The sequence below is a fragment of the Thioclava sp. F42-5 genome, from assembly GCF_002213195.1.
Taxonomy (GTDB): Bacteria; Pseudomonadota; Alphaproteobacteria; order Rhodobacterales; family Rhodobacteraceae; genus Thioclava; species Thioclava nitratireducens.
Genome location: NZ_NBNZ01000005.1, coordinates 60,320 through 79,798, shown reverse-complemented (window position 1 = coordinate 79,798; position 19,479 = coordinate 60,320). Strand labels below are relative to the sequence as shown.

Sequence of the window (19,479 nt, the reverse complement as noted above, 5' to 3'; positions counted from 1 at the left end):
TTCCGAGGTTAGACCTGCATGGCCGCAAAACAATCGCCCGGCGCTACACTTCGCCTGACATGGCGGTGATCGAAAATTGAAACGGCGGGCCGAGGCCCGCCGTTCATTTTCGTTTGATCCGTTCGTCTCAGAACTGGTCGTCGGTCAGCGCCATGACCGGGTCCGCACCGCTCTCGATCCGCGCCAGATGCATGGCGCAGGCGGGAAGCTGACGCGCCATGTAGTAGCGGCCCGTCGCGATCTTGCCTTCGTAGAAGGCAGTGTCCGACGCCCCGTTGTCGAGCGCGGTGAAGGCGGCTTTCGCCATCCGCGTCCACATCAGGCCGAGGCAGACGTGGCCCATCAGGTGCATGAAGTCATAGCTGCCCGACAGCGCCGCGTTCGGGTTTTTCATGCCGTTCTGCATGAAGAACATGCCCGCGGTCTGAAGCTGCTTGGAGGCGTTCTTCAGCGCATCGGTGAAGGGCTTCATCCGCTCATCGTCGTCATGCGACTTGCACTCTGCCTTGACCATCTCGAAGAAGGCCATGACGTGCTTGCCACCGTCGGCTGCGAGCTTGCGGCCCACGAGGTCGAGTGCCTGAATGCCGTTGGCGCCCTCGTAGATCATCGCGATGCGCGCGTCGCGCACATGCTGCGACATCGGCCAGTCCTCGGTATAGCCGTGGCCACCGAAGACCTGCTGCGCGGAGACGGCGGTCTCGAAGCCCTTGTCGGTAAGGAAGCCCTTGATGACCGGGGTCATCAGCGAGATCAGACCTTCGGCTTCGGCGTCGTTGAGCGCATGGGAGCGGTCGATCAGATGCGCGCCCCAGAAGGTGAAGGCGCGGGCGCCCTCTACGAAGCTCTTCTGGTCCATCAGCATCCGGCGCACGTCCGGGTGCACGATGATCGGATCGGCGGCCTTCTCGGGCGCTTTCACGCCGGTCACGTCGCGACCCTGAATGCGGTCCTTCGCGTAAGCCACGGCTTCCTGATAGGCGGCTTCGGCCACGGCATAGCCCTGAAGACCGACGCCGAGACGCGCTTCGTTCATCATGGTGAACATCGCGCGCATCCCCTTGTGGAGATCGCCCAGCAGCCAGCCCTTCGCGCCGTCGTAGTTCATGACGCAGGTCGCGTTGCCGTGGATGCCCATCTTCTCTTCGAGCTTGCCGACCGAGAGCGAGTTGCGCTCGCCCAGCGAGCCGTCCTCGTTGACGAGGAATTTCGGCACGATGAAGAGCGAGACGCCCTTGGTGCCTTCGCCACCGCCCGGCGCTTTCGCCAGCACGAGGTGGATCACGTTATCCGACAGGTCGTGATCGCCCGCCGAGATGAAGATCTTGGTGCCGGTGATCGCGTAGGAGCCATCATCCTGCGGCTCGGCCTTGGTGCGCATGAGACCCAGATCGGTGCCGCAATGGGGCTCCGTCAGGTTCATCGTGCCGGTCCAGTCGCAGGTGACCATCTTCGGCAGATAGGTCTGCTTCTGCTCGTCCGTGCCGTGGGTGTGGATCGCCGAATAGGCGCCGTGGGTCAGGCCCTGGTACATATTGAAGGCCATGTTGGCCGAGACGAACATCTCGCCCACCGCGCAGTTCAGCAGGTAGGGCATGCCCTGACCGCCGAATTCAGGATCGCAGTCGAGCGCGGTCCAGCCGCCCTCTTTCATTGCCTCGAATGCCTTGTCGAACCCTTTGGGCGTGCGGACCACGCCGTTTTCGAGCACGCAGCCTTCCTTGTCGCCCACCTCGTTCAGCGGGGCCAGCACCTCGGACGAGACCTTGCCCGCAGCGTCGAGAACGGCCTCGGTGAAGTCGCGGTCCATTTCTTCGTAACCCGGCACGTCCGAATCCGAAACTTTGAGCAGGTCATGCAGCACAAACTGCATGTCTTTGGTGTTGGCGATAAAGCTCGACATGGTTCGCTCCCTTTAGTCGTCGCGGATCAGGCCGCGTCGTCGTGGCGCGCCTTCTCCAGTTCCTTCTCCGCCCACTCGATCTGACTGGCCAGTTCGTCGATCGCCTGACCCAGTTCCTCGCGTTGGCGCGTCATTTCCTCCAGACGTTGCTGTGCGAGCTTGATCGTCTCGTTCAGCTGCGTCTTCTGCTTGTCGCCCATCTCGTAGAGGTCCAGCAGCTGGCGGATATCCTCCAGCGAAAACCCGAAACGTTTGCCGCGCAGGATCAGTTTCAGCCGGGCGCGGTCGCGCCGCGTAAACAGCCGTTTCTGTCCCTCGCGAATGGGAAACAGCAACTCCTTGCTTTCGTAGAACCGCAGGGTGCGCGGGGTCACCTCGAAGGCATCGCACATCTCGCGGATCGTCATTACTGTGTCGGTCATACTCTCTGCCTCGCGTTTCCTTTGCGTAATGCGACGCGGCAGATCGTCTGTCCGCAGTCACAATACAAGACTTCTTTACGTTCGCGTCACCGTAACGTGGCGTCACGAATCCAATGACGTAATGTCAGGGAATTTTTACCGTACGGTAAAGCAAGTTTCTTTCGTCGAAACTGGCCATAATCGTCAAGCTCACAAGGCGTTCACACGACCTCGCTGACGTTAAGGAATGCATTTCAGGCTCAAGAATCAAGAGTGTCCTGAACCTGATCACGCAATTGTCGGAGGTCGTCGATTGCCGCGTCCAATTCTTCGCGTTGTCGCGTCAGCACGTCAAGCTGCCGGTCGGCCAGTTCGACCCAGACGCGGTTCTGCTCTTCGGTGCCTTGCTGATCATAGATCAGCAGCCATTGGCGCAACTCCTCGAGCGAGAAGCCAAATCGACGCCCGCGCAAGATCAACGTCATCCGCGCGATTTCGCGCGGGCCGTAATAGCGCGAGCGGCCTTCCTTCTGGGGATTGAGAAGCTCGATATACTCGTAATAGCGCAGCGTGCGCGGGGTCACGTCGAACCGCTCGCACATCTCCTTGAAGGACAGTAAGTCTGACATCTATTCGGCCTCCCGATCCGGGCGAGAAGCTAGCGCGCCGGGCTTCAGGCTGCAAGCAAAGCCAGCCCTCGCCCGGCGGGCTGCAGCTTATATTTCGATCGCTTTGAGCATCTCGGGTTCGATGACATCCACCCCCGGCAGACCGTCGATCAGCGCCTGCGCGGATTGCTCCAGCGCATCGAAGGTCTTGTAGTGGCAGGGGATGACCGTCTTGAAGTTGAAATACTTCTTCGACGCCCAGGCCGCGCGCTTCATGTCCATCGTGAAATGGCCGCCCGCCGCGAGGATGCCGATATCGGGATTGTGCAGTTCACCCATCCAGTCCATGTCGGCCATGATGTCGGTATCGCCGCTGACGTAGATCGTGTGGCCCTCGGCCTCGATCATGAAGCCCGCGGGCTGGCCCGCATAGGCCGGGTTGCCGTCCTTGTAATCGACCGAGGCGGAATGGGTCGCGTTCACCATCGTGACCTTCACACCGCCCAGATCGACCGTGCCGCCTTTGCCGAAACCGACCGTCTCGGCCCCCTCGGCCCCGAGCATGATCGACAGCTCGTGGATGCAGTAGATCGGGATATCCAGTTCCTTCGCGATCGGCACCGCGTCCGAAGCGTGATCGCCGTGGCCGTGGGTCAGCAGCAGATGCGTCGCACCCTCGATCGCCTCGCCGCGCTTGTCGTCGGGAAAGACCGGCGAGCCGGTGAGGAACGGATCGAGCAGGATCACGGCGTCGCCGGTTTCGATGCGGAAGCCGGAATGGCCGAGCCAGATGAGTTTCATATGGATTTCCTCCGTTAGGCACTTCGGTTGTGACAGGGTGACGTATAAGCCCTGCGCATGTTCCAAGATTAGCGCGCAAATTCGCGTGGGACAGGGCAGGGGCGCGCCGATGCCGGGGCGCGGCGCTTGAAAGCCCCAGTGGCTCGGGCTAAACCGCCTTCCAAGACAAGCGGAGAAGCACATGTCCATCGATATCGACACCGCCCGCAAAGTGGCGCATCTGGCCCGGATCCGGGTGCCCGAAGACCATCTGCCCGAGCTCGCGCAGGAACTCTCCAGCATCCTGACCTTCATGGAGCAGCTCAACGAGGTCGACGTTGAGGGCGTCGAGCCGATGACCTCCGTGACGCCGATGCGCCTCAAGCGCCGCGTCGACGAGGTGACCGATGGCGGTTATCCCGAGAAAATCCTCAAGAACGCCCCCGATGCCCGCGAGGGCTTCTTTGCCGTGCCGAAGGTGGTCGAATGAGCCTGAACAAACTGACGATTGCCGACGCGCGCGATGCGCTCAAGAAGGGCGATGTGACTTCGGTCGAGCTGACCGAGGCCTGCCTGGGCGAAATCGAAGGCGCAGGCGCGCTGAACGCCTACGTGCACAAGACCCCTGAGATCGCGCTGGAGCAGGCCAAGGCCGCCGATGCGCGCATCAAGTCGGGCGACGCGCCCGCGATGTGCGGCATCCCGCTGGGGATCAAGGATCTTTTCGCGACCAAGGGCGTGGCGACGCAGGCCGCGTCGAACATCCTCGACGGGTTCAAGCCGGAATACGAATCCACCGTCACGCAGAACCTGTGGGACGCGGGCGCGGTGATGCTCGGCAAGCTGTCGATGGACGAATTCGCGATGGGCTCATCGAACGAGACCGCCTGCTACGGCCCTGCGGTGAACCCCTGGAAGATCGATGACCGGAAACTGACCCCGGGCGGGTCTTCGGGCGGTTCGGCCGCGGCTGTGGCTGCCGACCTGTGCCTTGCCGCGACCGGCACGGATACCGGCGGCTCGATCCGCCAGCCCGCCGCCTTCACCGGCATCGTCGGCATCAAGCCGACCTATGGCCGGGTCTCTCGCTGGGGTGTGGTGGCCTTCGCCTCTTCGCTTGATCAGGCGGGTCCGATGACCAAATCGGTGCGCGACGCGGCGATCATGCTTGGCACGATGTGCTCGCACGATCCGAAGGATTCGACCTCCGCCGATATTCCGGTCCCGGATTTCGAGGCCGCGCTGACCGGCGACATTCGCGGCAAGAAGATTGGTATCCCGAAAGAATACCGCATCGATGGTATGCCCGCCGAGATCCAGAAGCTCTGGGACGACGGCATCGCGATGATGAAAGATGCGGGGGCCGAGATCGTCGATATCTCGCTGCCCCATACGAAATACGCGCTGCCCGCCTATTACGTCGTGGCTCCCGCGGAAGCCTCGTCGAACCTCGCGCGCTATGATGGCGTGCGCTACGGCCACCGCGCCAAGCTCGCGGCAGGCGAGGGCATCGTCGACATGTACGAGAAGACCCGCGCCGAAGGTTTCGGCCCCGAGGTGCAGCGTCGCGTGATGATCGGCACCTATGTGCTGTCGGCAGGCTTCTATGACGCCTATTACAACCGCGCCCGGAAAGTGCGCGCCTTGATCAAGCGCGACTTCGAAGAAGTTTTCGCGCAGGGCATCGATTCGATCCTGACGCCTGCCACCCCGTCTGCCGCTTTCGGTCTGGGCGAGATGGACGGCGCCGATCCGGTCGAGATGTATATGCAAGATGTGTTCACCGTGACGGTGAACCTTGCAGGCCTTCCCGGCGTTTCGGTGCCGTGCGGGCTGGACAGCAAGGGCCTTCCGCTGGGGCTGCAACTCATCGGGCGGCCCTGGGAAGAGGGCGATCTGCTGAACCACGCCCACGTCCTCGAACAGGCCGCGGGCTTCTCGGCCAAACCGGAGAAATGGTGGTAACATGAAACAGGCACTCGCGATCCTCGGCGGCGTTCTGGCCCTCTCGGGCTGTATCTCTTCGATCCCCGACAGCGGCCCCGAAGCCCGTCGCGAGGCCAAACTGCGCGGCCAGCCCATCGTGCCGCCTTCGGCACAAAGCGTCCTGCCGACCGACAACGGCTCGACCAACCCCGATGCGCCCGGCGCGCCGCTGGACGCGACCGGCACGGCGACGCCCGGCACGACCAACGCGCTTTCCGCACCGACCATCGATGCGGGCGGCACCATCGGCGACAATCCTTCGACCTCCAGCTCCGACAGCAGCGACAATAGCGGCGCCGCGATCGGGGCAGATGCGATGGCCGCGCTGCAGGAGACCGACGCGTCGAACAGCACTGCCGGTTCCAGCACCATGGCCAGCTCGCCGAACTTCGACACCACCGCGTCGAGCAGCGCGCCCGCGCAGAACACGATCAGCAATCAGGACAGCTCGGGGCCGAACCTCGCTGCCTATGCGCTGTCGGTGTCCAACCGTCCGGGCGACTCGGTCTACAAGCGCTCGGGCATCAAGCTGACCTCGTCGAGCAAGGCCTGCGCGAAATACGTCTCTGCCGATCAGGCGCAACGCGCCTTCCTCTCCGCAGGCGGGCCGCAGAAAGACCGGCTGAACCTCGATCCCGATGGCGACGGTTTCGCCTGCGACTGGGATCCGACGCCGTTCCAGACCGCGCGCCAGTGAGCGCCGACTGGCCCTCGCCCAATTACGGCCCGCGCCGCGAGGGGGCGGTGCCGGAACTGATCATTATCCATTACACCGCGATGTGGTCCTGCGAGGCCGCGCGGACGCGCCTTTGCCTGCCCGAGGCGGAGGTCTCCGCGCATTGGCTGATCGGGCGTGATGGCTCGGTCGAGCAGCTCGTCCCAGAGGAGATGCGCGCCTGGCATGCGGGCTTGGGAAGCTGGCAGGGGCTGGGCGATGTGAATTCGCGCTCGATCGGGATCGAACTGGATAACGAAGGCGATCGTCCGTTCCCCGAGCCGCTGATGGCCGCGCTGGAAGAGCTGCTGCCGCAGATCATGCGCCGCTGGGCAATTGCACCCGAGAACGTCATTGGCCATTCGGATTTCGCGCCCGAGCGCAAGATCGACCCGGGCCCGCGTTTCGACTGGCAGCGCCTCGCGCGGCAGGGCCTGGCGATCTGGCCGGAGCGGGGCGCTGCTGCGCCCGCAGTCGACCCCGAGAGTTTCCTCGCGCTGGCCTCGAGCCTTGGCTACCCGGAAGCGCCGCTCGCGACGATCCTGCCCGCCTTCCGCCTGCGCTTCCGCCCGCGCCATGAGGGGCCGCTGGATGCGGTGGACATGGCGCTGGTCGCCGATCTGGCGATGCGCTTTGGCGCAGATGGCGGGGCGTGGCGATCAAGCTGAGGCCGGGAGCGGGCTCTGCCCCCCGGTCGCCGGACGGCGACAGATTTGAAGACGGAGGGGGCTCTGCCCCCGCTCGCGATGCGAGCCCCCCGGGATATTTCTTCCAATCCGAAGAGTTGATCAGAGCGCGGCGGCGAGCCGGGTGCCCTGATCGATGGCGCGTTTCGCGTCGAGTTCCGCCGCCACATCCGCGCCGCCGATCACATGCGGGCTGCGACCCGCCGCGATCAGCTGATCGGCCAGCGAGCGGTCCGAGAGTTGGCCCGCGCAGAGCACCACCGTATCGGCCTCAATCAGCGTCGGGTTCTCGCGCGCCTCGCCAAAAGTGACATGCAGCCCCTCGGCGGTGATCTTCTCGTAATTCACGCCGCCGATCATTTTCACGTCCTTCATATGCAGCGCCGCGCGGTGAACCCAGCCCGTGGTCTTGCCGAGGCGGCGGCCGAGCTTTTCCTTCTTGCGCTGCAGCAGCGTCACTTCGCGGGCTGGGGCTTCGGGCTCGGGCTTCGTCAACCCGCCCGGCGTCTGCGCCGGATCGCCGACGCCCCATTCGCGCTTCCACTCTTCCAGATCCAGCGTCGGGCTTTCGGTCACCGTCAGGAATTCGGCCACGTCGAAGCCGATGCCGCCCGCGCCGATCACCGCGACGCGCTTGCCGGCGGTGACGCGGCCTTTGAGGATGTCGATGTAACTCACGACCTGCCCGCCCTCGATCGGGATTTCCGGGTCGCGCGGCTGCACGCCGGTTGCGATGATGATCTCGTCGAAGGGGGCGAGGAGATCGGGCGTGGCCTCGGTCTCCAGCTTCACCGTCACGCCGGTCTTCTCGATCATGGTCTTGAACCAGTCGGTGAGCCCGTGGAATTCCTCCTTGCCGGGGATCGCGCGCGCCATGGTCAGCTGCCCGCCGAGCTCCGAGGCGCGGTCGAACAGGGTCACGGCATGGCCACGCTCGGCCGCGGTGATCGCGGCAGACAGGCCCGCCGGGCCCGCGCCGACGACGGCGACGGATTTCGGCGCCTCGGTCTTGGTGATGACGATCTCGGTCTCATGCGCGGCGCGCGGATTCACGAGGCAGCTCGAGACCTTGCCCTGGAAGGTGTGGTCCAGACAGGCCTGATTGCAGGCGATGCAGGGTGCGATCTCGGCGGCGCGGCCCTCTTTCGCCTTCACCACGAAATCCGCATCGGCGAGGAAGGGGCGCGCCATCGACACCATGTCGGCGCAGCCGTCGCCCAGCACCTCTTCGGCGACTTCAGGCGTGTTGATGCGATTGGACGTGATGACCGGGATCGAGACCTCGGGCTTGAGCCGCCCGGTGAGCCAGGTGAAGGCCGCCCGCGGCACCGACGTCACGATGGTCGGCACCCGCGCCTCGTGCCAGCCGATGCCGGTGTTGAGCATCGTGGCGCCCGCTGCCTCGACGGCTTTCGCGAGGGTGACGACCTCTTCCCAGGTCGAGCCGTCGGGGATCAGGTCGATCAGCGAGATGCGGAAGATCACGATGAAATCGGGGCCGACCGCTTCGCGCACGCGCTTGACCACTTCGACGGGCAGGCGCATCCGGTTCTCGAACGAGCCGCCCCAACCGTCTTCGCGCTTGTTGGTGTGGCGTACGAGGAACTGGTTGAGGAAATAGCCCTCGGAGCCCATCACCTCGACGCCGTCATAACCCGCCTCGCGGGCGCGCGCGGCGGCGGTGGCGATGTCGGCGATCTGCTTCTCGATCCCGGCTTCGTCGAGCTCTTTCGGCGGGAAAGGCGAGATTGGGGACTTGATCGCAGAGGGCGCCACGCAATCGGGGCCATAGGCATAGCGCCCGGCGTGCAGGATCTGCATCGCGATGCGGCCGCCCGCTTCGTGAACGCGGTCGGTGATGATCTTGTGATGCGCGATGTCCTCGGGGGTGAACAGCCCCGCCGCGCCGGGGAAGACGCCGCCTTCGTTATTAGGGGCCATGCCGCCCGTCACCATCAGCGCGACACCGCCGCGCGCGCGTTCGGCATAGAACTCGGCCACCGCATTCCAGTCGCCGCGCTCTTCGAGATTGGTGTGCATCGAGCCCATCAGCACGCGGTTCGGCAGCGTCACGTGGCCCAGATCGAGCGGCGTGAAGATATGCGGATATTGGCTCATGTAACCCTCCCTGATTTGGCCCGCACTCTGCGGCGCAAGGCCAGGCTTGTCACGTCAAACGCGGCGTCAGAGCGAACGCGCCACCGTTTCGCAGAGGTCACCAACCTGCGGGATTCTCTCCCATTGTTACCCTCGTATTGTCGCCGCGAAGTCTAAATTGCGCCCGATTTCGTCTCGATAAGCGGAAAATAAGAAACAGAAATTACAAGCCGAAGGGTGTTTGGGATGGATCGCCTGACTGAAATGGAAGCCTTTGCCACGGTTGTGGATCAGGGGGGCTTCACCGATGCAGCCAAGAAGATGGGCATCTCCAAATCGGCTGTGTCGAAGCATGTCTCGGCGTTGGAGGCGCGCCTCGGTGCACGTCTTCTGAATCGCACCACGCGTCGCGTTTCGCCGACGGAAATCGGGCTGGCTTATTACGACCGCGCGCGTCGCGTTCTCAACGATGCGGGCGAGGCCGATGCGCTGGTGACTTCGATGCAGACGGCGCCCTCGGGGCTGCTGCGCATCTCGGTCGCCACCGATTTCGGTGTGAACCTTCTCTCTCCCGTTCTGGGCGAATTCCTGCAGGAATTCCCCGAAATCACCGTGAATATGGTGCTGAACAACCGCTACGTCGAACTTATTTCCGAAGGGTTCGACATGGCGATCCGCGTCGGCGAACTGGAGGATTCGAGCCTGCGCGCGCGCAAGCTGACCGAGACTTCGCGCCGGATGATCGCCTCGCCAGACTACTTCAAGAAATTCGGCCGCCCCGAGCGGATCGACGATCTCAACAACCACAAACTGCTGCATTATTCGAACCAGTCGGCGGGCAATGTCTGGAAGTTGACCGCGCCTTCGGGCGAACGGCGTCAGGTCCGCTCGGCGGGCTGGCTGACGGTCAATGACGGTCAGTCGCTGCTGCATGCCGCGACGGCCGGTCTCGGGATCGCTTACCTGCCCTCGTTCCTCTATGCCGACGCGATGCGCGAGGGCCTCGTGGAAGAAGCGATGCCCGATCTGCCGATGGAAACGCTGGGCATCTACGCAATCTATCCGCCGGGGCGTTTCACGCAGCCGAAAGTGCGCGCTTTCATCGATTTCCTCGCCAAGACCTTCGCCGAGAAGGGCCCCGACAACTGGTGAGACCGAACTCCCTCCCGCGCCGGGCCATTCCGCCGGCTGGCGCTAACTCCGGGTCGAGGTGAGAACCGCTTCGACCCGTCTGTTTTTCTCACGTCCCTCTTTGGTCAGATTGCTTGCGCGCGGGGCGAGGAAGCCCGCCCCCTCGGCGCTGACCTGTGACGCCGCCACCCCGTAATCACCGATCAATTTTTGCCGTGCCGATTGCGCGCGTTTCTTCGACAGCGCGATATTGGCCGCGAGCGAACCGACCGCATCGGTATGACCCACCAGCATCACCTGATAATCCGGGTTGGCCTTGAGGAACTCGGCCAGCGCCTGCAGCGAGGCGAAATCGCCCTCGCCGAGCGCGGATGCCCCCGATGGGAAGTCGAGATCGTCGAGCGCGACCGAGCCCTGCGACTCCAGCGTCTGCGCAAGCGCGGAGCGGGCGACGGCCGGGGCATCGGCGCGCGGCAGAACCGGCGCGGTTTGCGGCGCGCCGAGCGGGTCGTCGGGCCGAGCGGGGGTGACGTCCTGCACCCGCAGCTCGGTCACCTGAATGAAGCCCGACTCGGACGACCGCGAGACGGTGATCCCAAGGTAATCGGCATCCTTGCGCGCCGCGATGTAGCGGAAATCGCCCAGATCGACATGCATCGCGGGCTCGGACAGCAGGTCGAGCGCGTAGCGAAAATCGAAGCCGCCGCAGGCCCGCGTGTCGCACTCATAGAGGATGTCGTAGCCCGCCTGCTTGAGCTGATCGCGCAGCGGCGCGAGGATCTGTAGCGTCGTATTCTGATTGGCCCGCAGTTGATAGGCCGTGTCGGAGCGCGCACCCTCGAGATCGCGGGTCTCGAGCTTGCCGTCCTGCCACGGACCGACCGCCAATTGGTAGCTGGTGGCGGGGCTCGTTTCCTGCGCGGATTGGGTGGCGCCGGCGGGCAACGTCAGATCTAACGAGGCGGCGCACGCGGCGTGGGGCAGGCTGGCGGCGAGCAGACTGGCCAGCAGGAGTGGCGCACGGCGGATCATGCCACCTCCGGCGCGCGGCGATAGTGATACTGCGCGCGAACTTCCATGCCGAAGCTCTCGGCGAGGGCGTTCGAGGCGTCATTGGCGAGCGTCGTGATCATCTCGAACCGCTCTGCCCCGGCCTCAACGGCCCAGCGAGCGCCCTCGTAGATCATCTCGCGCGCGAGGCTCATGCGGCGGTATTTCGGCGCAACGGCGAGCGCGTGGAGCATCGCCGCGTCCTCGTAGAGAGCGATATAGGCAACGCCCGCGGCCCGGTCGTCCTTGCGGCCCAGAACGCAGGTTTTCGGTACCTCTGCGCGGTCCATGATCGCCTGCCGCTCGGGCCCGACATCCAACTCGGTCCAGAGGTCGCGGGCGATCTGCAGCGGCGGCCAATGGGCGAAAGCGGTCACGGGCGGGACCTCGCCCTGCATCGCGGCGATCGGCGCGGACCAGATCCGCACCGGGTCATAAGCTTCGTAGCCGCGCGCCTCCAGAACCGCGTCGAGCGCCTCGTCTCCCGCGCGGATCATGAAGCGCGGACGCTGGCCCAAAGCGCGATGCGCAGCTTCGGCGGCGGGAATGTCGGCCTGCTCCAGCGGGACTTCCAGCGTCGCGCAGCTGACGCGCGATCCGCCGCCTTGCCCGTCGCGGATCAGAAACCCGCCTGCGCGGCGATATTCGGCGGCTGGCCAGGTCGCGTCGATGATCGCGTAGGCGTCGATCATGTGCCCTCCGGGAAGGCGGCCTTCAGCGCGGCGAAGCCCGCCTCGACCTGATCGGGATCGGTGCCGCGCAGCACGAGATTGGTGCCGTAGCGGCCTTTCTGGACGAAAGGATAAGAACCGATCGAAAGGTCGGGGAAGCGGCCAGCCAGCGCGCGCAGATCGTCGGCCACCGAGGATTCCGCGCGCAGCACCTGCAGGCTGCGCGAGAGCATCGGCGCGCCACCGGTGAGCTTCGGCAAAAGCCCTTCGACCATCGCCTGAAAGATGTTCGGCACGCCCGCCATGACATGGACATTGCCCAGCGAGAAACCCGGCGCGGCAGAGACCGGGTTCTCGATCAGCTCGGCCCCGTCGGGGATCCGCGCCATGCGCAGGCGCGCGGAGGTGAACTCAGCGTCGCGCGCGGCGTAATGCGCGGCGAGGATCGCCTTGGCATCCTCGCGCACGTCGAGCTTTGCCCCCATCGCCTCGGCTACCGCATCGGCGGTGATATCGTCATGGGTCGGGCCGATCCCGCCACTGGTGAAAAGGTGATCATGGGCTGCCGAAAGCTCCCGCACCGCGGCAACGATCACGTCATTGTCGTCCGGCACCACGCGGATCTCGCGGCAGGTGATTCCGCGCTCGACCAGCTGTCCGGCCAGATAATGGGCGTTTCCCTCGCGGGTGCGCCCCGAGAGGATTTCATCGCCGATGATCAGGATCGCTGCAGTGGGATTTGGCATGTATCAGGCTCCTTTCGACTTGGTATAGGGCGCGGAACGGGGCGCGAAAAGCCCGGGCACTGGCCAAGCCCCGCTTTTGTGACTATCTAAAGGCCGAAACCCTTAAGGAGCAGACCGTTGGACGATACTCAGGGCCGCACCACGAAGGACGGGATCCGGATCTACGATCAGAGCGATTTTGCAGGAATGCGCGCCGCCTCGCAGGTGACGGCGCAGATCCTCGACGAGGTCGCCGACCTGGTGGAGCCGGGGGTCACGACCGCAGCACTCGACGCCTTCATCGAACGCCGCGTGGGCGAGTTGGGCGCGACCTCGGCGACCATCGGCTATCGCGGCTATCAGCACGCGAGCTGCATCTCGGTGAACCATGTCGTCTGCCACGGCATCCCGGGCGACAAGAAACTGAAGGACGGCGATATCATCAATATCGACGTGACCGTGATCCTCGACGGTTGGTTCGGGGACAGCTCGCGCATGTATGTCGCGGGTAATTTGAGCCGCAAGGCCGAACGTCTGATTCAGGTCACCCATGACTCGCTGATGGTCGGCATCGAGCAGGTGAAGCCCGGAAACACCTTTGGCGATATCGGCCACGCGATCCAGAAATTCGTCGAAAGCAACCGCATGTCGGTGGTGCGCGATTTCTGCGGTCACGGCGTGGGCAAGGTGTTCCACGCGCCGCCGAACGTGTTGCATTACGGGCGCGCGGGTACCGGCGCGATGCTCGAAGAGGGCATGATCTTCACGATCGAGCCCATGGTGAACCTCGGCCGCCCCGAGACAAAGGTTCTGGCCGACGATTGGACCGCCGTGACGCGGGACAAATCGCTGTCGGCGCAGTTCGAGCATTCGGTGGGTGTGACCGCCGATGGCTGCGAGATCTTCACCACCTCGCCGGCGGGGCGCTTCCACCCGACCTGGCGCTAAGGTTCAGGCGTTAGTGGGGGCGCTGCCCCCGCTGGCTGCGTCAAAGCCCTACGTTTGCGCTTCGGGCGTTCGCCGGGGCGTCCCTCCACCGGAAGGCCGCTGATCCCGGCTCACCCCCCGGGATATTTTAGCCAAGCCGAAGATCAGGGGTCGAGGCCGATGAGCCGCGGCACCTGACGCATGTCGGTGAAGAGCTCCGCGCCTTCCGCCGCGAGCCGCGGATTGTCGCCTTTCGGCGAGTAGCCCAAACAACGCATCCCCGCGTTTTTCGCCGCACGCGCCCCGGTAGGACTGTCCTCGATCACCACGCAGGCCGCCGGATCGGCGCCCAGATGGCGCGCGGCATGGATGTAGAGATCGGGCTTCGGCTTTGGCATGCCCATGTCCTGACCCGAGAATAGCAGCCCCTCCAGCCGCGTGCGGATATCCGGGTGCTGGCCCAGTGTCGCCTCCATCTTCGCTTTCCGGCCGTTCGAGCCGACCGCGAAGGGAATGCCTTCTGCATCGAGACGCGCGAGAAGGCGCGGGATGCCGGGCATCAGCTCGGTCCCCTCGCGCAACCGCGCGTAGAGCGCCTTGTAATAGCTGTCGACCCAGCCGGCGGGCAGATCGGCCCCATGCTCGCGGCCCCATTGATAGACGTTCTCGATGGTGGATCCGATGAAGGCGTCTTCCAGTTCGGAGATCGTCTTGTGCACGCCGTAGCGGGCGAATTCTTCCTGAATCAGATCGAAGGTCGCGGGCTCGCTGTCGACGAGCACCCCGTCGCAATCGAACAGGACGGCGTGCGGGATCGGGTGGTGTTGCGTCATTCGGGCATCCGGGCAAGAGTTACGAGCGTGTCGCCATAGCGGCGCTGGTCGAGCTGTTCGAGGGCGGCGGGCAGGATCGGCGCGGTGTTCTCTTCCCAAACGATCATCGCACCCGGAGCGATCCATCCATTCTCGAGACAGGAGGCGAGGGCGCGTTCGCCCAAGCCCATCCCGTAGGGCGGATCGAGGAAGATCAGATCATAGCCGGGGCCGCGATTGGGGCCCATATTGGTCGCATCGCGCCGCCAGACATCCGTCACGCCCATCGCGCGCATAGCCTCGATGTTGCGGCGCAGAAGCGCGCGGGCGGCGGTGCCGTCATCGACGAAAGCCACCCGGGCCGCGCCGCGCGACAGCGCCTCCAGCCCCAGTGCGCCGGTACCTGCGAAGAGGTCAAGCACCCGCGCCTCGGGCACCGGATTGCCGTGCCCGCCATTGGTCAGCAGGTTGAAGATCGACTCGCGCACGCGGTCGGTCGTGGGGCGCAGATGGGCATCCATATCGCCTACACCCACATCCGCCAGCTTCAGCCCGCGTTTCGCGCCTCCGATAATTCTCATTTCATCAGGGCTTTCAGCTCTGCCGTGGTCTCGACCGCCTCGGACGTGACGGGTTTGCCAGCTTCGATCAGGCGCTTGCCGACCATGTAGGCGCGCGCGTCATTGATCGCGTCCACCGCGATCAGGCGGCCGTCGCGGAAATACCAGAAGCTGCTGCCCTCATCGCGGCGGGTGACGACCTCATCGTAGCCCGCATTGAGCCCGGCGATCTGCAGCTTCGCGTCGAACTGGTCCGACCAAAACCACGCTTTCGGGGTGTAAGGACGACCTGCACCCAGCATGTTCTCGGCGACCAGCTCGCCCATGTCGATCGCGTTGCCGACGGATTCGAGGCGGATCCGCTCCTCTGTGCCGGGGAAGGAGGCACAATCCCCCGCCGCCCAGATATGGGGCGCGGAGGTGCGGCCCTGTTCGTCGGCAGCGATGCCGTTCTCGCAATGGATACCGGCTTCGCGGGCGACTTCCTCGTCGGGGGTTATGCCGATGCCGACGATCACGAAATCGGCGGGCAATTCGCGCCCGTCCTCGAGGATTGCGCCGGTGACGGTTCCCTCGCCGGTCAGTCGCGTCAGGCCGACCCCTTCGAGGATTTCCACGCCGCGCTCGCTGTGCAGCGCGCGGATCGCGTCTGCGGTCTCCTTGCAGGCGACGCGGCCGAGGATGCGCGGCGCCGCCTCGACCAGCGTCACCTCGAGGCCGAGCTTGCGCGCGACCGCGGCCGCCTCCAGCCCGATATAACCGCCGCCCACCACGACCAGCCGTTTGCCGGCGGTGAAAAGGGGCTGCATCCGGTCGACATCGGCGAGGTTGCGCACGGTGAAGACATTGCCCAGATCGCCGCCAATCGCGGCGGGCAGGCGGCGCGGCGTGGCCCCGGTGCAGAGCGCCAGTTCGGCATAATCCAGCGTCTCGCCATCCGACAGGGTCACCGTCCGCGCCTCGGTGTCGATTGCGGTGACCGAGGTGCCGAGCCGCAGCGTAATGTCGTTTTCCTGCCACCAGTCCGGGGCGCGCAGGGTCAGCCGCTCCAGCTCCATCTCGCCCAGCAGATAGGCTTTCGACAGCGGTGGGCGTTGATAGGGGGGCACCGGCTCTGCGCCGATCACGGTGATCGTGCCGTCATATTTCAGTGCCCGCAGTTTCGCGGCCATCGAGGCTGCGGCCTGTCCCGCGCCGACGATCACTATTCCACCCATATCTTTCTCCACTGGCCCGGCTCGCGCATGACCCTATATCGACGGGCGGAACAAGTGCAACGCGAACAAATCGGAGCTTTTCATGACTATTTCGACCGGCGACGTTCTTCCTGGCGCGACTCTCCTCGCGATGGGCGATGAAGGGCCGCAACCCGTGAGCCTTGGCGACAAGATGAAGGGCCGCAAGATCGTGATCTTCGCGGTGCCGGGCGCCTATACCGGCGTCTGCACGACCGCCCATGTGCCGAGCTTCATCCGCACCAAGGACCAATTTGCGGAGAAGGGCGTGGATGAGATCATCTGCGTCTCGGTCAACGACCCCTTCGTGATGAAGTCGTGGGGCGAGGCGACGGGCGCGACCGAGGCGGGGCTGACCATGCTGGCCGACCCGGAAGCCGCATTCACGCAGGCGATCGAGATGGATTTCACGGCGCCGCCCGCGGGTCTCATCAACCGCTCGAAGCGCTATGCGATGCTCGTCGAGGACGGTGTGGTCAAGCAGCTGAATGTCGAGGAAAGCCCCGGCACCTGTGAAGCCTCCGCAGGCGAAGGACTTCTCGCGGAGATCTGATCCGCGGCCCAAGTGCAAAGGAAAACGCCCGGCCAAGGAGCCGGGCGTTTTTCGTCAGTCTTCGTCTTTCGGAACCGGCTCGGCCAGTCGCATCAACGGGCGTCCGATGTCGCGATCGACCTCGGCGACGCCTTCGGCCAGCGAGTCCAGCGCACCGGCTAGCTCGATATCGAGCACGCTGATGCCGCCGCAATCATGGGTCGTCAGCGTGATCTCGAGCTTGTTGTAGACGTTGCGCCAGTCGGGATGGTGATCCATCTTTTCGGCGCAGAGCGCGGCTTGGCTCATGAAGCCCCACGCGGCGGAGAAGTCCTTGAACAGGAGCCGCTTGATCAGGGCATCCTGTCCATCGGCCGCGCGCCATCCGGTATCTTCAAGCGCGTTCAGCAGCGCCCTGCGTTCCTCGGGTTCGAGCTTCGAAGTCATCGCTTACTCCCTGATACGTTAAGCTGGCCCGCAGCCTTGCAGCAGCGGGCCGCCAGTTCAAGCGGCGCCGCTTTCGCGTGTCACGCTGCGGGTTTCGATCTTCGGCACCTGCACCACTTCGAGCGTGCGCGTAGGGAAGGGGATGCCGATGCCGTTCGCGTCGAACTCCTCCTTGATCTTGCGGGTATATTCCGCCTGAAGCCCCCAGAAGTCGGCGGTGGTGGCCCAGACACGGAAGGTAAAATCGACCGAGCTGTCGCCGAGCTGCTTCACGCGGATCACCGGCGCGGGCTCCGGCAGGGCGCGCGGATCGGAGAGCGAGATCTTCTCCAGCACTTCCTGCGTTTTCTTGAGATCCGCGTCATAGGCGACGCCGATCGTCAGATCCATCATACGTGTCGGATTGGCGGAGTAATTGGTGATCGCGCTCGACCAGATGTCGCTGTTGGGCACGATGATCTGGATGCCGTCATAGGTCGTCAGAACCGTGTAGAAGAGCTGAATCTCGGTCACCGTGCCGCTTTCCGAGCCCGCGGCGATGTAGTCGCCTTGGCGGAACGGGCGGAACAGGATGATCATCACCCCGGCGGCGAGGTTCGACAGCGTGCCCTGCAGCGCGAGACCGATGGCCAGACCGGCAGCACCGACGAGGGCGGCCAGCGACGTGGTCTGGATGCCGAAGCGGTTTAGGATGAAGATCACCCCGATCGCGAGGATCAGGTATTTCACCATGTTCCCGAGGAAGCCGAAGAGCGTGTCGTCCAGCCGCTTGTAGCGCTGCGACAGCGCCACGATGCGCCGTTTGGCCCAGGCCGAGATCGCCATTGCGACCAGCAGGATCACCAGCGCAGCCACCACATTCACCGCAACCATGATGGCCGCATCGATCCGATCCTGCGTCAGCCACGCGCTGACATCGGTCAGGTCATTGAAATTCATTCATCGCTCCCGTCATACGTCCTTTAACACTGCTACTTATCACGCCTGCTCATCGCTGCCACCCGAGGGGCTCCGGAACGGGCCCATTTCGGTCAGTATCTCGATATCTTCGTCCACGGCGGCGCGTTCGGCTTCCAAGTACTCCGCGACCGCGCCGCGCAGACCTTGATGGCCAATCCAGTGCGCCGAATGGGTGGCGACGGGCAGGTAGCCGCGCGCCAGCTTGTGTTCGCCCTGCGCGCCGGCCTCGACCCGGCTCAGCTTGTGCGCGATCGCGTAATCGACCGCCTGATGGTAGCAAAGCTCGAAATGCAGGAAGGGGTGATCCTCGATACACCCCCAGTAGCGCCCGAACAGAGCCTCGCGCCCGATCAGGTTCAGCGCACCGGCGATCGGGCGGTCGCCGTTCATCGCAAGCACCAGAAGCACGTCGTCGCGCATCTCGTGCAGAAGATCGAAGAAGGCACGGGTCAGGTAGGGGCGGCCCCATTTTCGCGCGCCGGTGTCCTGATAGAACTGCCAGAACGCGTCCCAATGCTCGGGCCGTATGTCGTCGCCAGTCAGCTGCACGATCTCGCCGCCGAAGGCCTGCGCCCGCTGACGCTCCTTCCGCAAAGCCTTGCGCTTGCGTGAGCTCAGTTCGCCGAGGAACTGGTCGAAACTCTCATACCCCTCGTTGAACCAATGGAACTGCTGCCCGATCCGTGGCAGCCAGCCCGCTTCGGCGGCAAGCTCAGCCTCGTCCTCGGTACAAAACGTCATATGGACCGAGGAAACCCCGGCCCCTTCCGCGATCTGCGCCATGCCAGCCAGAAGCGCGCGGCCCCCGGCCTCTTCCAGCCCCGGCAGAACCAGCAGACGCCGCCCGGCCACTGGGGTGAAGGGCACCGCGCATTGCAGCTTGGGGTAATAGCGCCCGCCCGCGCGCTCGAACGCATCGGCCCAGCCGTGATCGAAGACATATTCGCCCTGACTGTGCGATTTCACGTAGAGCGGCGCGACGCCGATGATCCGATCGCCCATCCGCGCCACCAGATGCCGCGCATCCCAGCCCGTGCCCGGCCCGACCGAGCCGGAGGCCTCGAGGGCGGCAAGAAACCGATGCGTGGTGAACGGGTCGAACGCCCGTTCCCCATCCCCGGTTTCGGGGCAGGCGCAGGCATTCCACTCTTCTTCACTTATTTCGGAAATATCCGAATAAAGCGTGATTTCAACGCTTTGATCCATTTCATCCCGGGAGGTTAGGCGATCCTTTGCCTGAATCTGTGCCCCGC

General features: G+C 64.6%; 21 protein-coding genes. 7 read left to right on the top strand and 14 right to left on the bottom strand.

Features of this window, described 5'->3' with window-relative positions; genetic code table 11:
- Positions 1-127: 127 nt before the first annotated feature.
- The 4 genes from B6V74_RS13810 to B6V74_RS13795 all read right to left on the bottom strand — a co-directional run bounded on the left by B6V74_RS13810 (position 128) and on the right by B6V74_RS13795 (position 3,713).
- Positions 128-1,903: an acyl-CoA dehydrogenase C-terminal domain-containing protein gene (locus B6V74_RS13810; protein ID WP_088719820.1), complete on the bottom strand. Its 1,776-nt coding sequence runs from the start codon at positions 1,901-1,903 to the stop codon at positions 128-130.
- A 26-nt stretch (positions 1,904-1,929) separates the two neighbouring features.
- Positions 1,930-2,325 (bottom strand): MerR family DNA-binding transcriptional regulator, encoded by a 396-nt coding sequence (locus B6V74_RS13805; protein ID WP_075775375.1) that lies wholly within the window; start codon positions 2,323-2,325, stop codon positions 1,930-1,932.
- 239 nt (positions 2,326-2,564) lie between these two features.
- On the bottom strand, positions 2,565-2,933 hold the full coding sequence (locus B6V74_RS13800; RefSeq protein ID WP_075775376.1) for a MerR family DNA-binding transcriptional regulator: 369 nt from the start codon (positions 2,931-2,933) through the stop codon (positions 2,565-2,567).
- Positions 2,934-3,020: 87 nt separating this feature from the next.
- Positions 3,021-3,713, bottom strand: coding sequence for a metal-dependent hydrolase (locus B6V74_RS13795; RefSeq protein WP_075775377.1), 693 nt, complete (start codon positions 3,711-3,713; stop codon positions 3,021-3,023).
- 181 nt (positions 3,714-3,894) lie between these two features.
- Here B6V74_RS13795 and gatC point away from each other — a divergent pair, with 181 nt between their 5' ends.
- From gatC to B6V74_RS13775, 4 genes are read left to right on the top strand one after another with little or no spacing between them, the layout of a single operon-like run.
- Positions 3,895-4,182 (top strand): Asp-tRNA(Asn)/Glu-tRNA(Gln) amidotransferase subunit GatC, encoded by a 288-nt coding sequence (gene gatC / locus B6V74_RS13790; RefSeq protein ID WP_075775378.1) that lies wholly within the window; start codon positions 3,895-3,897, stop codon positions 4,180-4,182.
- Positions 4,179-5,657 (top strand): Asp-tRNA(Asn)/Glu-tRNA(Gln) amidotransferase subunit GatA, encoded by a 1,479-nt coding sequence (gene gatA / locus B6V74_RS13785; protein ID WP_075775379.1) that lies wholly within the window; start codon positions 4,179-4,181, stop codon positions 5,655-5,657. The genes gatC and gatA overlap by 4 nt, the downstream gene beginning before the upstream one ends.
- Position 5,658: 1 nt before the next feature.
- The gene (locus B6V74_RS13780) at positions 5,659-6,375 is read left to right on the top strand and encodes a hypothetical protein (RefSeq protein WP_088723112.1); all 717 of its coding nucleotides are present in this window, start codon (positions 5,659-5,661) and stop codon (positions 6,373-6,375) included.
- Positions 6,372-7,061 (top strand): N-acetylmuramoyl-L-alanine amidase, encoded by a 690-nt coding sequence (locus tag B6V74_RS13775; protein WP_240497110.1) that lies wholly within the window; start codon positions 6,372-6,374, stop codon positions 7,059-7,061. Before B6V74_RS13780 ends, B6V74_RS13775 begins: the two co-directional genes overlap by 4 nt.
- A gap of 120 nt (positions 7,062-7,181) precedes the next feature.
- On the opposite strand, the gene B6V74_RS13770 is transcribed toward B6V74_RS13775, so the two are convergent.
- Positions 7,182-9,197, bottom strand: coding sequence for an NADPH-dependent 2,4-dienoyl-CoA reductase (locus B6V74_RS13770; RefSeq protein ID WP_088723111.1), 2,016 nt, complete (start codon positions 9,195-9,197; stop codon positions 7,182-7,184).
- 225 nt (positions 9,198-9,422) lie between these two features.
- Here B6V74_RS13770 and B6V74_RS13765 point away from each other — a divergent pair, with 225 nt between their 5' ends.
- A complete protein-coding gene (locus B6V74_RS13765; protein WP_075775383.1) occupies positions 9,423-10,328 on the top strand; it encodes a LysR family transcriptional regulator in 906 nt (301 codons plus the stop codon).
- 42 nt (positions 10,329-10,370) lie between these two features.
- Here B6V74_RS13765 and B6V74_RS13760 read toward each other — a convergent pair whose 3' ends face one another.
- The 3 genes from B6V74_RS13760 to B6V74_RS13750 are packed head-to-tail and all read right to left on the bottom strand — an operon-like array spanning position 10,371 to position 12,774.
- On the bottom strand, positions 10,371-11,339 hold the full coding sequence (locus B6V74_RS13760) for an OmpA family protein (RefSeq protein ID WP_088723110.1): 969 nt from the start codon (positions 11,337-11,339) through the stop codon (positions 10,371-10,373).
- A complete protein-coding gene (locus B6V74_RS13755) occupies positions 11,336-12,049 on the bottom strand; it encodes a GNAT family N-acetyltransferase (RefSeq protein ID WP_075775384.1) in 714 nt (237 codons plus the stop codon). The genes B6V74_RS13760 and B6V74_RS13755 overlap by 4 nt, the downstream gene beginning before the upstream one ends.
- Positions 12,046-12,774 (bottom strand): molybdopterin-binding protein, encoded by a 729-nt coding sequence (locus tag B6V74_RS13750; protein ID WP_088723109.1) that lies wholly within the window; start codon positions 12,772-12,774, stop codon positions 12,046-12,048. The genes B6V74_RS13755 and B6V74_RS13750 overlap by 4 nt, the downstream gene beginning before the upstream one ends.
- Before the next feature lie 117 nt (positions 12,775-12,891).
- On the opposite strand from B6V74_RS13750, the gene map reads away from it, so the two are divergent.
- Positions 12,892-13,701, top strand: coding sequence for a type I methionyl aminopeptidase (gene map, locus B6V74_RS13745; RefSeq protein WP_075775386.1), 810 nt, complete (start codon positions 12,892-12,894; stop codon positions 13,699-13,701).
- A 143-nt stretch (positions 13,702-13,844) separates the two neighbouring features.
- Here the strand turns inward: map and B6V74_RS13740 are convergent, their stop codons facing one another.
- Genes B6V74_RS13740 through B6V74_RS13730 form a run of 3 tightly spaced genes read right to left on the bottom strand, consistent with a single transcriptional unit; the run spans position 13,845 to position 16,269 of the window.
- On the bottom strand, positions 13,845-14,513 hold the full coding sequence (locus B6V74_RS13740) for an HAD family phosphatase (RefSeq protein WP_088723108.1): 669 nt from the start codon (positions 14,511-14,513) through the stop codon (positions 13,845-13,847).
- Positions 14,510-15,073: a 16S rRNA (guanine(966)-N(2))-methyltransferase RsmD gene (rsmD, locus tag B6V74_RS13735; protein ID WP_088723107.1), complete on the bottom strand. Its 564-nt coding sequence runs from the start codon at positions 15,071-15,073 to the stop codon at positions 14,510-14,512. The genes B6V74_RS13740 and rsmD overlap by 4 nt, the downstream gene beginning before the upstream one ends.
- Positions 15,070-16,269: an FAD-dependent oxidoreductase gene (locus tag B6V74_RS13730; protein ID WP_088723106.1), complete on the bottom strand. Its 1,200-nt coding sequence runs from the start codon at positions 16,267-16,269 to the stop codon at positions 15,070-15,072. The genes rsmD and B6V74_RS13730 overlap by 4 nt, the downstream gene beginning before the upstream one ends.
- A gap of 82 nt (positions 16,270-16,351) precedes the next feature.
- Here B6V74_RS13730 and B6V74_RS13725 point away from each other — a divergent pair, with 82 nt between their 5' ends.
- Positions 16,352-16,840: a peroxiredoxin gene (locus B6V74_RS13725; RefSeq protein ID WP_075775390.1), complete on the top strand. Its 489-nt coding sequence runs from the start codon at positions 16,352-16,354 to the stop codon at positions 16,838-16,840.
- A gap of 54 nt (positions 16,841-16,894) precedes the next feature.
- Here the strand turns inward: B6V74_RS13725 and B6V74_RS13720 are convergent, their stop codons facing one another.
- Genes B6V74_RS13720 through B6V74_RS13710 form a run of 3 tightly spaced genes read right to left on the bottom strand, consistent with a single transcriptional unit; the run spans position 16,895 to position 19,432 of the window.
- Positions 16,895-17,266, bottom strand: coding sequence for a 4a-hydroxytetrahydrobiopterin dehydratase (locus tag B6V74_RS13720; protein WP_088723105.1), 372 nt, complete (start codon positions 17,264-17,266; stop codon positions 16,895-16,897).
- Between the two features lie 57 nt (positions 17,267-17,323).
- Positions 17,324-18,205, bottom strand: coding sequence for a mechanosensitive ion channel domain-containing protein (locus B6V74_RS13715; RefSeq protein ID WP_075775392.1), 882 nt, complete (start codon positions 18,203-18,205; stop codon positions 17,324-17,326).
- A gap of 39 nt (positions 18,206-18,244) precedes the next feature.
- The gene (locus B6V74_RS13710; protein WP_088723104.1) at positions 18,245-19,432 is read right to left on the bottom strand and encodes a GNAT family N-acetyltransferase; all 1,188 of its coding nucleotides are present in this window, start codon (positions 19,430-19,432) and stop codon (positions 18,245-18,247) included.
- Positions 19,433-19,479: the final 47 nt, after the last annotated feature.

Excerpts from the sequence above, each read along its gene's own strand:
- B6V74_RS13810 (WP_088719820.1), bottom strand. The coding sequence starts at position 1,903 with ATGTCGAGCTTTATCGCCAACACCAAAGACATGCAGTTTGTGCTGCAT.
- B6V74_RS13765 (WP_075775383.1), top strand. The coding sequence starts at position 9,423 with ATGGATCGCCTGACTGAAATGGAAGCCTTTGCCACGGTTGTGGATCAG.
- B6V74_RS13740 (WP_088723108.1), bottom strand. The coding sequence starts at position 14,513 with ATGACGCAACACCACCCGATCCCGCACGCCGTCCTGTTCGATTGCGAC.
- B6V74_RS13805 (WP_075775375.1), bottom strand. The coding sequence starts at position 2,325 with ATGACCGACACAGTAATGACGATCCGCGAGATGTGCGATGCCTTCGAG.
- B6V74_RS13780 (WP_088723112.1), top strand. The coding sequence starts at position 5,659 with ATGAAACAGGCACTCGCGATCCTCGGCGGCGTTCTGGCCCTCTCGGGC.
- B6V74_RS13770 (WP_088723111.1), bottom strand. The coding sequence starts at position 9,197 with ATGAGCCAATATCCGCATATCTTCACGCCGCTCGATCTGGGCCACGTG.
- gatA (WP_075775379.1), top strand. The coding sequence starts at position 4,179 with ATGAGCCTGAACAAACTGACGATTGCCGACGCGCGCGATGCGCTCAAG.
- B6V74_RS13730 (WP_088723106.1), bottom strand. The coding sequence starts at position 16,269 with ATGGGTGGAATAGTGATCGTCGGCGCGGGACAGGCCGCAGCCTCGATG.
- B6V74_RS13710 (WP_088723104.1), bottom strand. The coding sequence starts at position 19,432 with ATGGATCAAAGCGTTGAAATCACGCTTTATTCGGATATTTCCGAAATA.
- B6V74_RS13760 (WP_088723110.1), bottom strand. The coding sequence starts at position 11,339 with ATGATCCGCCGTGCGCCACTCCTGCTGGCCAGTCTGCTCGCCGCCAGC.
- B6V74_RS13725 (WP_075775390.1), top strand. The coding sequence starts at position 16,352 with ATGACTATTTCGACCGGCGACGTTCTTCCTGGCGCGACTCTCCTCGCG.
- B6V74_RS13720 (WP_088723105.1), bottom strand. The coding sequence starts at position 17,266 with ATGACTTCGAAGCTCGAACCCGAGGAACGCAGGGCGCTGCTGAACGCG.
- B6V74_RS13750 (WP_088723109.1), bottom strand. The coding sequence starts at position 12,774 with ATGCCAAATCCCACTGCAGCGATCCTGATCATCGGCGATGAAATCCTC.
- gatC (WP_075775378.1), top strand. The coding sequence starts at position 3,895 with ATGTCCATCGATATCGACACCGCCCGCAAAGTGGCGCATCTGGCCCGG.
- B6V74_RS13800 (WP_075775376.1), bottom strand. The coding sequence starts at position 2,933 with ATGTCAGACTTACTGTCCTTCAAGGAGATGTGCGAGCGGTTCGACGTG.
- B6V74_RS13715 (WP_075775392.1), bottom strand. The coding sequence starts at position 18,205 with ATGAATTTCAATGACCTGACCGATGTCAGCGCGTGGCTGACGCAGGAT.
- B6V74_RS13755 (WP_075775384.1), bottom strand. The coding sequence starts at position 12,049 with ATGATCGACGCCTACGCGATCATCGACGCGACCTGGCCAGCCGCCGAA.
- B6V74_RS13795 (WP_075775377.1), bottom strand. The coding sequence starts at position 3,713 with ATGAAACTCATCTGGCTCGGCCATTCCGGCTTCCGCATCGAAACCGGC.
- rsmD (WP_088723107.1), bottom strand. The coding sequence starts at position 15,073 with ATGAGAATTATCGGAGGCGCGAAACGCGGGCTGAAGCTGGCGGATGTG.